The organism is Micromonospora sp. NBRC 107095 (genome assembly GCF_030269705.1).
In the GTDB taxonomy this organism is placed as follows: Bacteria; Actinomycetota; Actinomycetes; order Mycobacteriales; family Micromonosporaceae; genus Micromonospora; species Micromonospora parva.
The window spans coordinates 56008-70807 of record NZ_BSTU01000002.1 but is presented as its reverse complement, the minus strand read 5'-3'; the positions used below and the strand labels follow the sequence as shown (position 1 = coordinate 70807).

Below are 14800 nucleotides of genomic sequence, written 5' to 3'. Positions count from 1 at the left end.
CCGGCCGGGTCAGCCGCCGGACGTGGCCGCCCTTGCCGCGTCCGGCGTTTGCGTGTCGGCCGGTGCCGCGTCACCCGGTGCGGCATCGCCCGGGTCCGCGTCGGCCGGGGCGGTGGGGCCGGCGGCGAGGAACGCCTCGGCCCAGCGGCCCACCTCGTCGAAGACCTTCTTCCGTACGGCGGGGCCGGAGAGCGTGAGGTCGTGCAGTCCGCCGTCGAAGCGGGCCAGTGTGACGTGGCGACCGAGGCGGGGCGCGTAACGGACCATGTGCTCGACGTCCAGTACGGCGTCGGCCAGCGTGGCGCTGTCGTGCCACTTGGTGCCCCGGAAGGACCGGGTCGAACAGGCCAGCAGCACCGGCACCTGGATGTCCAACCCCGCCCGGAGTCGCCGCTGCCCGGTGCGGATCGCGTTCAGCCAGCCGGCCCGGACCGGGAACCCGGCCAGCGGCTTCCACGCCAGGTCGTAGGTCCACTCGCCGCGGTGGTCGGAGTGGATGCTCTCGCCGTACACCGTGCCCAACCCGAACGGCAGGATGCGGTGCGGCGCCCTGCGGCCCAGCCGGGACGCGGCGGCCGCGAGGGGTCGACGGACCGCCCAGGGGGCGTTCAGGTCGAAGAAGGGGCTGTTGAGCACCAGGCCGTCGATGGTGCCGGTGTCGCGGCGGGCGTCCGCCCAGAGCGAGATGATCAGACCGCCGGTGGAGTGGCCCATCGCCAGCAGGGTGTCGTGACCGTCGTCCTTGCGGATGATCTCGGCGGCGGCGTCCAGCTCGGGGAAGTAGTCGCTGATGTCGTGGCAGAAGTTCGGGGTCTGGCCCGGGAGCAGACTGCGACCGTATTTGCGCAGGTCGAGCGCGTAGAAGTCCCAGCCTCTCTCGGCGAAGAAGTCGGCCAGGTGGGTCTGGAAGAAGTAGTCGACGAAGCCGTGCACGTAGAGCACGGCCCGCCCGGTGGGGCGTTCGGCCCGCCTCCGGACCAGCGTCGCGACAACGGGGCCTTCGTCGTCGGCGCCCAGGTCGATCGTCTGCCGCTCGTACGGCGGTCCCAACACGTCCGGTTCCACGAACGCGACGCTACGCCGCCGACCTACCCAGCGGTAGCCCACGCGTCGGCCTGCGCCGCGATCCTGCCCGTGCCACAGCGGGACGGGCAGGATCGCGGCGGACAGGCGTTGGTCAGACGGTCTCCGCGTCAGCCCGGCTCGGGTCGGCGGCGGGGATCCGCTCCTGATCGTCGGCCTGGTCCAGCTCGTTCTGCGGCTGGGGGAGGTCGCGCAGGTGCTTGTTGTGCCGGGGTTCCTGGCGGGTCTTGGCGTCATTGAGACGGCGGCGCAGGTCGTCGCGGACGTCGTTGAGGGCGGCGTGCAGGTCCTCCTCGGCGGAGGTGGTGACGATCTTCTGCCGGCCGGCGATCCAGCACTCGAGGGTGACCTTCTGCCCGCGGGCCTCCCGGTCCTTCACCGACACCTCCAGCTCGGTGGCGTCGGCGTGGAAGCTGGCGAGCCGGGCGTCGAGGGTGGCGAACTGCTCGGCGATCCAGTTGCGGTCGCCCTGCGAGAACCCCGCGCCCACCCGCAGGCACTCAGCCACGGTGGCCGGGTTCGCCACGGCGCTCATCGCCGCGCCTCGGAAGCGTTCGCGGAGCCGATGGTAGTGATCGTCATGGCGCTGACCTCTCGTCGACGTGCAACTGTCGGTGTTGCGTTGATCAAGTCCTTACCCAGTTCGAGCGGCCCGGGAAACCGTCGACGGCGGGTTGGGCGGGTCGGGCGTACCACATCGGGACGTGATCAGGGCGTTGTCCACAGGTGGGTTCGTCGTCCACAGGCCGGCGGTCGGCGGTGGCGGTGGGCGGCCTCGGTGTCGAGGCTCGGTGGCGAGTCGACTCGCGCTGGCAGGCCCCGATCCCCCTGGAGGGACGATGTTCGACACTTACGTGACAATCGTCGGCAATGTGCTGACGACGCCCGAGTGGCGGCGTACGACCCAGAGCAACACCCTGGTGGCCAACTTCAAGGTCGCCTCCACCGCCCGCCGACTCGACCGGGACAGCGGCCGGTGGGTGGACGGCAACTCGCTCCGCGTCCGCGTCAACTGTTGGCGCAAGCTCGCCGAGGGGGTGGCGGCCTCCGTCATGGTCGGCGATCCGGTGGTGGTCTGCGGGCGGCTCTACACCCGCGACTGGACCGACGACGCGGGCAACCACCGCACGCTCTACGAGTTGGAGGCGGTCGCCGTCGGCCACGATCTGTCGCGTGGCCGGGCCCGGTTCCTGCGCAACCGGCCGAGCGTGACCACCAGCACCGTGGAGGACGCGGAGGCCGAGAGCCGGGTGCACGGCGAGCCCACCGAGCCGGTGCCGGCCGGGCAGGCCCCCGTGCTGCCCGACGACCGGCCGCTGGACGACGACTTCGAGCTGCCCGACTACGCCGAGCTGCGCACCAGTCCGTTCGGCAACGTCCCGGAGGACGACGACAGCTCCCCGAGCGGCGGGCAGCTCAAGGTCCCGCCGGGCCTCGACGACGAGGTGGCGCCTCCGCCCGGGGCGGACGACGACAACGCCGACGGCGACCTCGACCTCGAGTTGGGGCCGGTGCCCGACGAGGGGCAGCTGGAGCCGACGCAGCCCGGTCGCGGGCGGCGTGGTCGGGGCCGGGTCCCGCAGCCCGCCTGACCGGTCGGCTCGGCCGTCGCGGGGTTGGCGGCGGTCAGGTCGGCTGTTCCGGGAGGCACTGCGTTCGGGCGCGGAGGTCTGAGGCTCCGTGTGGTGCGGTGCGGCACGACGGGGGCGGGGTGGCGGCGTGATCAGCGTCGTCACCCCGCGTGACGGGCATCGGCGGGGGCCGCCCGGTCGCTTCAGTGGTTCTCGTTGCCGGTGCGGCACCGTGGGTTGGGCTGGTTCCCGGGGTGCTCGTCTAGGCTGGCCGGCCGGAGGTGGTGCGGGTGCGACGGACAGCGCCGATGGCGAACGCGGTGGGGCTGCTGGCCGGTTACGCGCTGGACAGGCTGCTCGGCGACCCCCGCCGCTGGCATCCGGTGGCCGGCTTCGGGCAGGCCGCAGGCGCGCTGGAGCGCCGCCTCTACCGCCCGGACCGAACGGCGGGTACGGCCTTCACCGCGCTGGCCGTCGGCGGGCCGGTGCTGCTCGGAGCTGTCGCCGCGGCGGCTACCCGGCACCGGCCGGTGACCCGGGCGGTGCTCGTGGCGGCCGGCACGTGGAGCGTGCTGGGCGGCCGCACGTTGCGGCGCGAGGCGACCGTCATGGGTCGGACGCTGCGTGACGGTGACCTGCCCGCTGCCCGGCGACGCCTCGGCAATCTCTGCGGGCGGGACCCGTCGACGCTCGGCGAGTCGGAACTGGCCCGTGCCACAGTCGAATCGGTCGCCGAGAACACCTCCGACGCGGTCGTCGCTCCGCTGCTCTGGGGTGCGGTCGCCGGCCTGCCCGGGCTGCTGGGCTACCGCGCGGCGAACACCCTCGACGCGATGGTCGGGCACCGGTCGGCGCGCTACGCGCGGTTCGGCACCCCGGCCGCTCGGCTGGACGACGCGCTCAACCTCGTGCCGTCCCGGCTGACCGGGCTGCTCACCGTCGCCGTCGCGCCGGTCGCGCACGGGGACCGCCAGCGCGCCTGGCAGGTGTGGTTGCGCGACCGCAACGACCACCCGAGCCCCAACGCCGGCCAGTGCGAGGCGGCGATGGCCGGTGCGCTCGGGGTCCGCCTCGGCGGCCGCAACGTCTACTTCGGGCGCTCCGAGGTGCGGCCGTTCCTCGGCGACGGACCCCGCCCGGAGGCGCGGCACCTGAAGCGGGCCGCACGGATCTCCGGCGCGGTGGGGCTGGCCGCGGTGGGGCTGTCCGCCGCGTACCCGGTGACCCTCGGCCGGTTGGTTGGCGCGGTGAGCAGGCGCGGGTTGACCGCCGTGACCGGAACGCGCGGACTGGCCGGGCGGAGCGGGCGGTGAGTGGTGGGCTGCTGGTGGCCGGCACGACGTCCGACGCGGGCAAGAGCGTGCTCACCGCCGGCATCTGTCGCTGGCTGCACCGCCAGGGCGTGAAGGTGGCGCCGTACAAGGCGCAGAACATGTCGAACAACTCGGCGGTGGTCGTCGGGCCGGACGGGCGCGGCGGCGAGATCGGGCGCGCCCAGGCCATGCAGGCTGCCGCGTGCGGGCTCGCACCCGACCTGCGGTTCAACCCGGTGCTGCTCAAGCCGGGCAGTGACCTGGCCAGTCAGGTGGTGCTGCTGGGCGAGGCGGTCGACACGATCACCGCCGGCACCTTCCGGCAGTTGCGTCCCCGGCTCGCCGAGACCGCGTACGCCGCGCTCGCCGAGCTGCGCGAGACGTACGACGTGGTGATCTGCGAGGGCGCCGGCAGCCCCGCCGAGATCAACCTGCGGGCCGGTGACTACGTCAACATGGGGCTGGCCCGGCACGCCAACCTGCCCACCATCGTCGTCGGCGACATCGACCGGGGCGGTGTGTTCGCCTCGATGTTCGGCACCGTGGCCCTGCTCGACCCGGCCGACCAGGCGCTGATCGCCGGCTTCGTGATCAACAAGTTCCGGGGTGACCGGGGGCTGCTCCAGCCGGGCCTGGACATGCTGCGTCAGGTCACCGGCCGCCCCACGTACGGGGTGCTGCCCTGGGCACTGGACCTGTGGCTCGACGCGGAGGACTCTCTCGCCTACGGCCGGGTGCTCGGGCGCCCCGCCGCCCCGCACGGCACCGAATGGCTGGATGTGGCCGTCGTCCGCCTGCCCCGGGTCAGCAATGCCACCGACGTGGAGGCGCTCGCCACCGAGCCGGGTGTCCGGGTACGCCTCACCATCGAACCGGCCGAGCTGGCCGCCGCCGACCTGGTCGTCCTGCCCGGCTCCAAGTCCACCGTCGCCGACCTCGCCTGGCTGCGCGAGACCGGCCTCGCCGACGCGGTGGCCACCCATGTGGCGGCCGGCAAACCTCTGCTCGGCCTCTGCGGCGGCTTCCAGATGCTCGGCCGCGCCATCCACGACCCGGTGGAGAGTCGGCAGGGCAGCGTGCCGGGGCTCGGTCTGCTGCCCATCGAGATCACCTTCGATCCGCGCAAGACCGTGCGGCAGTCGGTGGGCACCGGCCACGGTGGCCTTCCGGTGCACGGCTACGAGATCCACCACGGGTACGTGTCCCAGGCCGACCCCAGCCTGCCGCCGCTGCTGACCGGCGACGACGGTGTCGGAGAGGGGGCCGTGCTCGGCGCGGTGCACGGCACGCACTGGCACGGGGCGTTCGAGTCCGACGGCTTCCGCCGATGGTTCCTCACCGAGGCGGCTCGCCTGGCCGGCCGCAGCGGGTTCCGGGTCGCACCGGCCACCAGCTTCGCCGCCGCCCGGGAACGCTCGCTTGATCTGCTCGGCGACCTGGTCGAGGAACACCTGGACACCGATGCCCTCTGGCGGCTCATCGAAGCCGGCCCACCCGCCGGCCTCCCCTTCATCCCACCCGGCGCGCCACCCTCCTGACCGGCACACCGTCCCCTGGGGACCGTGCAGGCGGGGGGCCGCCCATGATCGTGCTCGATCGTTGTTCCAGGGGCCTCGTCCGCGCGAGGAGGGGCCAGTTTCCTGGATCGAGCAGCGATCGTGAGCCGGCTGCCCGCCCGAGGTGGGCGCAGGGTGGTGGGAGTCAGGGGCGGACGTCGGCGGGACGGTCGGTGGTGGGCAGGCCGGCGGCGAGCCAGGCGTCCACACCGCCGATCATGTCGGTGGCCCGGCGCAGCCCGAGGGTCTGCAAACTGGCGGCGGCCAGGCTGGAGCTGTAGCCCTGCCGGCACACCAGCACGATCTCCCGGTCGTATCCGGTGGCCTCCGGGATCCGCCAGGCGCTGGCCGGATCGAGGCGCCACTCCAGTACGGTCCGGTCGATGACGACCGCGCCCGGCAGGTCGCCCTGTTCGCGGCGTTGCAGGTCGGTACGGGTGTCGACCAGCAACGCGCCGCCGCGGACCGCCTCGACGGTCTGCTGCGGCGTCAGTCGGTGCAGCCCGGCGCGGGCCTGTTCGAGCAGGGCGTCTATGCCGGGGCTCATCACGTCTCGGAGCACCACCCGATCATCCCGATTCGGTGGCACCCCGGGCGGCGAACGGGCCGCCCGTCACCCGTCGTCGCCCCAATTCCCCCGGACGTGACGGTGGCCGGCCAGGGCGACCAGCCGGACGGGTCATGGCGCACCCTGGCCCCTCAGCCAGCATGATCGACATGGCCGGGCACCCGATAGCGTGGCGTCCCCTCGGCAGGAACACCGTGACCGCACCGGACCGGAGCGATCACCATGCCCGCCGGTGGGGACGGCATACTTCGGTCATGCACCACACGAGGTTGTGCTGAACCCGGAGACTGCCGGGCCGACCGTGGCGGTCGTCGAGGCGTACGCCGAACTGGCCCGTCGGGTGCTCGCGGGCCCGGCGCGGTTGGGGCGGACCCGGCTGGTCGCCGTCGACGGGCCGAGCGGCGCGGGCAAGAGCCGGTTCGCCGCGCAGCTCGCGGATGCCCTGGCGGGGCCGCTCGGCGACCGACCGCCGGTGGTGCACACCGACGACCTGCTCGACGGATGGGGCGACCAGATCACCTTCTGGCCCCGGCTCGACGACTGGGTGCTCGCCCCGCTGCGCGTCGGGAAGCCGGGTGCCTACCGGCGGTACAGCTGGGTCCGGCACCGTTTCCTGCCGCGGCCGGTGCCGGTGCCGGCGGCTCCGGTGCTGCTGGTCGAGGGGGTCAGCGCCGCCCGCGCGGTGGTGCGGCCGGAGCTGACGCTGGCCGTGTTCGTCACCGCACCCGCGTCGCTGCGGCTGGCACGCGCGGTCGCCCGGGACGGGCCGGAGATCCTGCCCGAGCTGCGCCGCTGGCACGACGGGGAGCGGGCGCACTTCGCCGTCGACGAGACCGCGACCCACGCCGACCTGGTGGTCGACGGCGCGCCCAGCCTGCCGCACGACGCGGACCGGTACTACGTGCGGCTGCGCTGAGCGGGGCATGGACGTCGGCCACCGACTACGGCACGATGCGGGGAGCTACGGCGAACGGGGAGCCACCATGACGGCAGCGGACGCGCCAGCGCGGCGTCGGATCACCCTCACCGGCATCAGCTCACGGGCCTGGGAGCATCCCGCCGACCGGGGCGCCCTGGTCGCGCTGCGGGAGCTGCGCGGTTTCGACGACGTGGTGCGGTCGTTCTTCGGCATGTGGAACGAGCGGGGTTTCCGGCTGTCCGTGCTGGCCTCCGGCATCCGGGTCGACCACCGGCAGTACCCGGCGGTGTGGCAGCGCTACACCGAGGCCGCGGCGGCGCTCGACGTGGCCGAGCTGCCCGAGTTGTACGTGACCCAGTCGCCCTGGTTGGGTGCCGAGGCGGTCGGGCTGGAGCGTCCGTTCATCGTGCTCAACTCCGCGTGCGTGCAACAACTCGACGAGGACGAGCTGCGCTGTCTGCTCGGCCACGAGCTGGGGCACGTGGGCAGCGGGCACGCGGTCTACAAGACCATGCTCATGATCCTCACCCGCTGGGCTGCCAACCTGAGCTGGTTGCCGGTCGGCGCGATCGCGCTGCGGGCCATCATCGCGGCGATGCTGGAGTGGTGGCGCAAGGCGGAGCTGTCCGCCGACCGGGCGGGCCTGCTCGCCGGGCAGGACCCGGCCGCAGCGTTGCGACTGTTGATGAAGCTGGCCGGTGGCGGTGACCTGTCCCAGGTCGACACCACCGCGTTCCTGGAGCAGGCCGCCGAGTACGCCGGCGGCGGCGACCTGCGCGACAGCCTGCACAAGATCCGGATGACCGCGTGGAGCACCCACCCGGTGCCGGTGGCGCGGGCGGCGCAGCTGCGCCAGTGGATCGACTCCGGGGCGTACGGGCGGGTGCTGGCCGGGGACTACCCACGCCGCGAGGACGACAGCTCGACCAGCGTCACGGAGGAGATCAAGGCGGCTGCCGAGTCGTACCGGGAGGAGTTCAGCAGGTCCAGTGACCCGCTGGTCGGGTTGCTGCGCCGGCTCGGCGACGGTGCGAGCGACGTCGGCGAGTGGGTGGGCGGCACCGCCGGTCGGGCCCGTTCCTGGATGGACGCGGCCACCGAGGCGGCAGCCCGCGCCCAGCGCGCCGGGCGGGCCGCCCCCGGCGCGCGGGCGGGCGCCGGCCCCACGGACAGCGGTGACGGTACGGGCTCCGCCGGCACGCCCAGGTAAGGCCGGCATACGATGCCGGTCATGACCTCACCGATCATGTCCGAGTCCGAGGTGCGAGCCGCCGTCGAGCGGGAGATGCCCGGCGTCCGGGCCGACCTGGAGCGCCTCGTCCGCATCCCCGGCATCGCCTTCGAGGGCTTCGACCACTCACACGTGGAACGCTCCGCCGAGGCGGTGGCCGAGCTGCTGCGCGGTTGCGGCCTGGACGTCGAGATCGTGCGATCCGGCGGCCAGCCGGCGGTGATCGGCCGTCGGGCCGCGCCGCCCGGTGCGCCCACCGTGCTGCTCTACGCCCACCACGACGTCCAGCCGGTCGGCGACCTGTCGCTGTGGGAGTCCGACCCGTTCGAGCCGGTGGAACGGGACGGCCGGCTCTACGCCCGGGGCGCGGCCGACGACAAGGCCGGCATCATGGCGCACGTCGCGGCGCTGCGCGCGTACGGTGACGCGCTGCCGGTCGGCGTGGTCCTGTTCATCGAGGGCGAGGAGGAGTACGGCTCCGACTCGCTGGAGCAGTTGCTGGTCGAGCACCGTGACAAGCTCGCCTCCGACGTCATCGTGATCGCCGACTCCGGTAACTGGGACATCGGCGTACCGGCGTTGACCACCTCGCTGCGGGGCATCGTCAACTGCTTCGTCGAGGTGCGCACGCTCGACCAGGCGGTGCACAGCGGCATGTTCGGCGGCGCCGTGCCGGACGCGCTCACCGCGCTGGTCCGGTTGTTGGCGACGCTGCACGACGACGCCGGTGACGTGGCGGTGGAAGGGCTGGTCGGCCGGGAGGGCGCCACCGTCGACTACCCGGAGGACCGGATCCGGGCCGAGGCGGGGTTGGCCGACGGCGTGGGGTTCATCGGCACCGGCCGGATCACCGACCGGCTCTGGACCAAGCCGGCGCTGGCCATCCTCGGCGTCGACGCGCCGTCCACGGGCGAGGCGCCGAACGCCCTGGTCCCGACCGCGAAGGCGAAGCTCAGCATCCGGCTCGCCCCGGGCGACGACAGCAAGCGGGCGTACGCGGCGGTGCGCGCGCACCTGGAGCAGCACGCGCCGTGGGGTGCGCAGGTGACCGTGACCTTCGAGCACGACGGTGACCCGTGTGTGATCGACGCGTCCGGGCCGATGTTCGACGCCGCCCGGGCGGCTTTCCGGGACGCCTGGGACGGCACCGACCCGGTGGACATCGGCGTCGGCGGCTCGATTCCGTTCATCGCCACCTTCCAGGAGATGTTCCCGAAGGCGGCGATCCTGGTGACCGGTGTGGAGGACCCGCACGCCCGTGCGCACGGCCCGAACGAGAGCCTGCACCTGGGGGAGTTCGCCCGGGTCTGCCTCGCCGAGGCGCTCCTGCTGGGCAAGGTGGGCGCCGCCGCCAGCTAGCGCTGTGCCCCCACCCCACGCCCAAGATCCGCGCAACTTCCCGGATGTTGCTGCCTCCGCGACGCGGGAGGCACCAACAACAGTGATGTTGCGCGGATCTTGGCGTCGGGGCACGCGGCTGCGGGCGGCCCGGCAAGTTTGGGTCTGATCTGGGGGTTTACGGCGTGTCGGTCCGCTGTCTGTTATAGCCTTTCGTACATGAGTACGAACGAGGTGATGGCCCGGTTGGGGGCCGCTGTCAGCGCGCTGGGAGATGTCGACGTCTCCGCGTGGTCCGAGGACACGCTCAACGAACAGCTCGGTGAGCTCTCCGCCGCACTGGTCGCCCTCGACTCGGTGCTCTCCCGCGTGGCCGGCGAGGTCCGGGCCCGGGGGCTGCGCATCGAGGAGCCCGTCTCCGCCTGATCCGCCTTCCGCCTGATCCGTCGTCCGCGTGAGCGGGCGGCACCCTGCCGACACCGCCCGGGCACGGCAATGCCCGGGCGGTGTCGGAGGTGACTGGCAGGATGAGCTGCGTGCGGTTCCTCGATCTGGCAGCCACCTCCGCCGCCGTCGGTGCCACCAGCGGCCGACGCGCCAAGGTGGAGCTGCTCGCTGACGCGCTGCGCCGACTGGATCCCGACGAGGTCGAGCCCGGCGCCGGCTATCTCGCCGGTGAGCTGCGCCAACGGCAGACCGGGGTCGGCTACGCGAGCCTGCGTGACCTGCCGCCGCCGGCCGCCGAGCCGACGTTGACGGTGGCCGCCGTTGACGCCGCCATCGCGCAGATCGCCGCCGTGCACGGCTCGGGCTCGCAGGCTCGACGTCGGGCGCTGCTCGGCGCCCTCTACGCGGCGGCGACGGCCGATGAGCAGCGCCTGCTCACCGGTCTGTTCAGCGGCGAGCTACGTCAGGGCGCCCAGGCCGGGCTCCTCGCGGACGCGGTGGCCCGGGCCGCCGAGGTGCCGGTGGCCGCGGTCCGCCGGGCGCTGCTGCTCGCCGGTGATCTGCGGGCCGTGGCGGTGGCCGCGCTGGCCGGCGGGGCCGCCGAGCTGGCCGGGTTCGGTCTGCGGGTCGGCCGGCCACTGGCGCCGATGCTCGCGCAGAGCGCCCCCTCGGTCGACGAGGCGCTCGCCGCGACCGGCACGCCGGCGGTGGTCGACGTGAAGCTCGACGGCATCCGCATCCAGGTGCACCGCTCCGGCACCGACATCGCGGTCTTCACCCGCAGCCTCGACGAGATCACCACCCGGGTGCCCGAGGTGGTCGCCGCGGTCCGCGCCCTGCCCGGCCGGGAGATGGTCCTCGACGGCGAAGCGATCGGCCTGGACGAGACCGGCCGCCCGCTGCCGTTCCAACAGACGTCGAGCCGGGCCGCCCGACGCACCACCCCCAGCACCACCGGGCGCAGCCCGGTCGCCCCGGCGGTGCTCGCGGCGGCTGCCAGCACGGGTGCGACGGTGCTCACCCCGTACTTCTTCGACCTGCTGCACCTCGACGGAGAGGATCTGATCGACCTCCCCGGCCGGGAGCGGTGGGCCGCCCTCGCCGGTGCGGTGGATTCGTCGCTGCTGGTCGGCCGGATGGAGGTCGACGATCCGGAGCAGGCCGCCACCGCGTTCGCCGCAGCGCTCGACGCCGGGCAGGAGGGCGTGGTGGTCAAGGCCCCGGACGCCCCCTACGACGCCGGCCGGCGCGGTTCCGCCTGGGTCAAGGTGAAACCGCGACACACGCTCGACCTGGTGGTCCTCGCCGTCGAGTGGGGCAGCGGCCGACGCAAGGGCTGGCTGTCCAACCTGCATCTCGGTGCGCGTGACGCGCGCACCGGCGACTTCGTCATGCTCGGCAAGACGTTCAAGGGGCTCACCGACGAGCTGCTGCGCTGGCAGACCGAGCGGTTCCTCGACCTCGCGGTCGAGCGCGGCGACTGGGTCGTCCGGGTCCGGCCCGAGCAGGTGGTGGAGATCGCCTTCGACGGGGTGCAGACGAGTTCGCGCTATCCCGGCGGGATGGCGCTGCGGTTCGCCCGGGTGGTGCGTTACCGCGACGACAAGTCCGCCGCCGAGGCGGACACCATCGACGCGGTCCGCGCCATCCACGCCGGCCGGGTGAGCGGCTGACGGGGCGAGGTCAGGCGGACGCGGTCGGTGTCGGCTCGGCCGCCCGGTCCAGGGGAGCCTCGGTGACGCCGATGCCGGCGGCCCGGCGGGCCTCACGGCGGGCCACCCAGCCGTAGCCGAACAGGGCCATCACCGCGAACAGCCACCACTGCACGACGTAGCCGAAGTTCTGCCAGTTGTTGGCGTGCCCGACCGGCACCGCCTTGAACACCGGATCGGCTGCCGGGGTCTGCTCGTCGAGCAGCAGGTAGGCGCCGTAGACCGGGTAGGGAAGCTCGCCGGCCAGCCGGGACACCCCGATCCGCCGGATCTCCAGCAGCCCGTCACGTCGGGCCACCGCGCCGGCGCCGCTCTCGGTCTCGTGCACCCGTCCGACCACCGTCACGTCGCCGGTCGGCGCGGCCGGCACCGACGGCTGGGCGGTCGCCCCACCGGGTGCCGGCGGGATCCAACCCCGGTCCACCAGCAGCGCCGTGCCGTCGGTGAGCACCAGCGGGGTGAGCACCTCGAAGCCGACCCGGCTGTCCACCGTGCGGCCGCGGACCAGCACGGTGTTCGCGGGGTCGTACCGGCCGGTGACGGTGACCCGGGTCCAGACCTTGTCCTCGGCGGGGGCCGGACCCACCGTCCCGGGGCCGCCGCTGGGGGCGCGCAGCGCGTCGGCGAGCGGCGCGGGGGCCATCCGCTGGCCCGCGTCGATCCGCTCGTTGACCTCGGTGCGTCCCCGGTAACGGTCCAGCTGCCAGTTGCCCAGGAACACCATGACGGCGGCGGCGACCAGGGTCAGCGCGAGAGCGCCCAGCCAGCGTGGGCTCAGCAGGAACCGGTACACGGCACCGAGGCTACTCGTATGACCGGCGCCACTGACCTGGACCGGGCCGGACCGGGCCGGGATCGTCGCCCGGGGCCCCTGCCAGGGCCGGACCGTCCGCCCCGGTTGGCGGTGCTCGCGCCTCCAGCCGGGCGGGTATCGTCACGCCGACGGATCGGCCCCGGTCGTCCCGTCGCGTACCCGCCGCCGCTCGCGAGGAGTCGATGATGACCGTCGTGCCGCGCCTGGTGCTCAGCGCGCCGTCCTCCGGGCACGGTAAGAACGCGCTGGCGATCGGGCTGCTCGCCGCCCTGGCCGAGCGCGGGGTCGACGTCGCCGGGTTCAAGCTCGGGCCGGATCACGTCGACGCCGCCTACCTCGGTCTCGCCTCCGGCCGGCCGGGTCGGGTGATCGACCCCCGGCTCGTCGGCGTCGACCGCCTCGCCCCGCTGGTGGCGCACGGCGCCACCGGTGCCGGGCTCGCCGTGGTGCAGGGCAGCATGGGGTTGTACGACTCGGTCGGTGGCCGTCCCGAGCAGGAGTCCACCGCCGCCGCGGCCGCCGCGCTGCGCAGCCCGGTGGTGCTCGTTGTCGACGTGGCCGCGATGGGTCAGTCGGTGGCCGCCCTGGTGCACGGGTTCCGCTCGTACGACGAGCAGTTGTGGCTCGGCGGGGTGATCCTCAACCGGGTGGCGTCGTCGCGGCACGAGGGGATGCTGCGCGAGGCGTTGGACGACGTGGGGGTGCCGGTCTACGGCGCGCTGCGTCGCCAGGACCTGCCGGCGGTGCTGCCGTCGCGGCGGCACGGTGTGGCGCCGGTGGTCGACGACTCGGCCGACGCCGTCCGGGCGGTCCGCCGGCTGGGCGAGGCCGTCGCCGCCACTGTCGACCTGGAACGGCTGCTCGGGCTGGCCCGCTCCGCCCCGCCGCTGCCGGCGCCGGCCTGGTCTCCCGAGGAGGCCATCGGCGCGTTCACACCCCCGGCGAACCGTCCGCTGGTGGCGGTGGCCGGTGGGCCGGGCGGCAGCTTCAGCCACCCGGAGACGGCGGAGTTGCTCCGGGCCGCCGGCGCCGAGGTCGTCGTCCTGGACCCGCTGCGCGACGAGGCGCTGCCGGTCGGCACCCGCGCGTTGGTCGTCGGCGGCGCGCTGCCCGAGGCGTACGCCGGGCAGTTGTCGGCCAACCGGCGGCTCTGCATCGCGGTGGCCGAGTTGGCGCGGACCGGGCGTCCGGTGATCGCCGAGGGCGCCGGGCTGCTGTGGCTGGCCCGGGAGTTGGACGGGCTGCCGATGTGCGGTGTCCTGGACGCGGTCGGCGTCAGCCGGGACGGGGTGGTGGCCGGCTACCGGGAGGCGACCGCCCAGACCGACAGTGTGGTCGCCGCCAGCGGCACGGTGCTGGTCGGGCACAAGGCGCACCGTGCGGTGCTCACCCCGCGCGCCGGCCAGCGCCCGGCCTGGAGCTGGGAGGGCGGTGCGCCGGAGGGTTTCGTCTGGCGTAACGTGCACGCTTCGCAGCTCACCGTGCACTGGGCCAGCCATCCGGCGACGGCCACCCGGCTGGTCGCCGCGGCGGCGGCCGACCCGACGGGCGAGGTGGTAGCCGCGCAGTCCGGCGGGGTGCCGGTGTGATCGGTCAGGTGGCGGTGCGCCGATTCCCGGCGTTGACCGTCTCCACCCCGCGTACCGAGGTGCGTCAGCTCACGGCGGCCGACGCGGCGGCGGCCGGGGAGATCTTCGCCGACAAGCTGACCCGGCGTTGGCTGCCGCTGCCCGACGACTCCGGCCCGATCGACGGCCTGGCCTGGTGCACCGATCTGGCCCGGCAGCGGCGCGACAGCGGGGAGGGCGACCACTACGCGGTGGTGCGGCGCGAGGACGACCAGGTGGTGGGCTCGCTGTGGACCCGGCGTACCGACTGGGGCGCCCGCCTCACCGAGATCTCCTACGCGATGGCGGCACCCGCGCGGGGCTTCGGCTTCGCCGCCGAGGCGGTCGACGCGGTGGCCATCGCGCTGATCCTGGAGCACGGCTTCCAACGGGTCGAGCTGCGGGTGGCGCCCGGCAACCTGGCCTCGCGCCGGGTCGCCGAGAAGGCCGGGTTCAGCTACGAGGGTCTGCTGCGAAATGCCGGGTTCGTCAGCGGCGGCCGGGTGGATCTGGAGCTGTGGTCGTTCGTCGCCGCCGACCTGCGCTGAGTCGCCGCCGACCTGCGCTGAGTCGCCGCCGACCTGCGCTGAGTCGCCGCCGACCTGCGTTGAGTCACCGTTGACCTGCGCTGACCAGCGCGC

The 14800-nt window shown here is 74.0% G+C and carries 14 protein-coding genes; 10 read left to right on the top strand and 4 right to left on the bottom strand.

Annotated elements, in window-relative coordinates:
* Positions 1 to 9: 9 nt before the first annotated feature.
* Positions 10 to 1065, bottom strand: coding sequence for an alpha/beta hydrolase (locus QSK15_RS12605; protein ID WP_285794430.1), 1056 nt, complete (start codon positions 1063 to 1065; stop codon positions 10 to 12).
* Positions 1066 to 1177: 112 nt separating this feature from the next.
* On the bottom strand, positions 1178 to 1618 hold the full coding sequence (locus tag QSK15_RS12600; protein WP_285794429.1) for an HPF/RaiA family ribosome-associated protein: 441 nt from the start codon (positions 1616 to 1618) through the stop codon (positions 1178 to 1180).
* Positions 1619 to 1922: 304 nt separating this feature from the next.
* Here QSK15_RS12600 and QSK15_RS12595 point away from each other — a divergent pair, with 304 nt between their 5' ends.
* The 3 genes from QSK15_RS12595 to QSK15_RS12585 all read left to right on the top strand — a co-directional run bounded on the left by QSK15_RS12595 (position 1923) and on the right by QSK15_RS12585 (position 5505).
* Positions 1923 to 2675 carry a single-stranded DNA-binding protein gene (locus tag QSK15_RS12595; RefSeq protein ID WP_285794428.1) on the top strand — a complete coding sequence of 251 codons (753 nt, stop codon included), beginning with the start codon at positions 1923 to 1925 and terminating at the stop codon, positions 2673 to 2675.
* A 287-nt stretch (positions 2676 to 2962) separates the two neighbouring features.
* Positions 2963 to 3967: a cobalamin biosynthesis protein gene (locus tag QSK15_RS12590; RefSeq protein WP_285795102.1), complete on the top strand. Its 1005-nt coding sequence runs from the start codon at positions 2963 to 2965 to the stop codon at positions 3965 to 3967.
* The gene (locus tag QSK15_RS12585; protein WP_285794427.1) at positions 3964 to 5505 is read left to right on the top strand and encodes a cobyric acid synthase; all 1542 of its coding nucleotides are present in this window, start codon (positions 3964 to 3966) and stop codon (positions 5503 to 5505) included. The genes QSK15_RS12590 and QSK15_RS12585 overlap by 4 nt, the downstream gene beginning before the upstream one ends.
* Before the next feature lie 163 nt (positions 5506 to 5668).
* Here QSK15_RS12585 and QSK15_RS12580 read toward each other — a convergent pair whose 3' ends face one another.
* Positions 5669 to 6070, bottom strand: a complete 402-nt coding sequence (locus QSK15_RS12580) for a rhodanese-like domain-containing protein (protein ID WP_030333422.1) — start codon at positions 6068 to 6070, stop codon at positions 5669 to 5671.
* A gap of 292 nt (positions 6071 to 6362) precedes the next feature.
* Here QSK15_RS12580 and QSK15_RS12575 point away from each other — a divergent pair, with 292 nt between their 5' ends.
* The 5 genes from QSK15_RS12575 (at position 6363) to QSK15_RS12555 (ending at position 11699) form a co-directional block, all read left to right on the top strand.
* A complete protein-coding gene (locus tag QSK15_RS12575; protein WP_285795101.1) occupies positions 6363 to 7007 on the top strand; it encodes a uridine kinase family protein in 645 nt (214 codons plus the stop codon).
* Positions 7008 to 7074: 67 nt separating this feature from the next.
* A complete protein-coding gene (locus QSK15_RS12570) occupies positions 7075 to 8220 on the top strand; it encodes a M48 family metallopeptidase (RefSeq protein ID WP_285794426.1) in 1146 nt (381 codons plus the stop codon).
* 36 nt (positions 8221 to 8256) lie between these two features.
* The gene (locus QSK15_RS12565) at positions 8257 to 9600 is read left to right on the top strand and encodes a dipeptidase (protein WP_285795100.1); all 1344 of its coding nucleotides are present in this window, start codon (positions 8257 to 8259) and stop codon (positions 9598 to 9600) included.
* A gap of 198 nt (positions 9601 to 9798) precedes the next feature.
* A complete protein-coding gene (locus tag QSK15_RS12560; protein ID WP_030333429.1) occupies positions 9799 to 10005 on the top strand; it encodes a hypothetical protein in 207 nt (68 codons plus the stop codon).
* Positions 10006 to 10106: 101 nt separating this feature from the next.
* On the top strand, positions 10107 to 11699 hold the full coding sequence (locus QSK15_RS12555; protein WP_285794425.1) for an ATP-dependent DNA ligase: 1593 nt from the start codon (positions 10107 to 10109) through the stop codon (positions 11697 to 11699).
* Positions 11700 to 11709: 10 nt separating this feature from the next.
* On the opposite strand, the gene QSK15_RS12550 is transcribed toward QSK15_RS12555, so the two are convergent.
* Positions 11710 to 12531: an SURF1 family cytochrome oxidase biogenesis protein gene (locus QSK15_RS12550; protein WP_285794424.1), complete on the bottom strand. Its 822-nt coding sequence runs from the start codon at positions 12529 to 12531 to the stop codon at positions 11710 to 11712.
* 206 nt (positions 12532 to 12737) lie between these two features.
* On the opposite strand from QSK15_RS12550, the gene QSK15_RS12545 reads away from it, so the two are divergent.
* Together QSK15_RS12545 and QSK15_RS12540 are read left to right on the top strand one after the other, a co-directional pair.
* Positions 12738 to 14141 carry a cobyrinic acid a,c-diamide synthase CobB gene (locus tag QSK15_RS12545; RefSeq protein ID WP_285794423.1) on the top strand — a complete coding sequence of 468 codons (1404 nt, stop codon included), beginning with the start codon at positions 12738 to 12740 and terminating at the stop codon, positions 14139 to 14141.
* Positions 14138 to 14707, top strand: coding sequence for a GNAT family N-acetyltransferase (locus QSK15_RS12540; RefSeq protein ID WP_210866014.1), 570 nt, complete (start codon positions 14138 to 14140; stop codon positions 14705 to 14707). The genes QSK15_RS12545 and QSK15_RS12540 overlap by 4 nt, the downstream gene beginning before the upstream one ends.
* Positions 14708 to 14800: the final 93 nt, after the last annotated feature.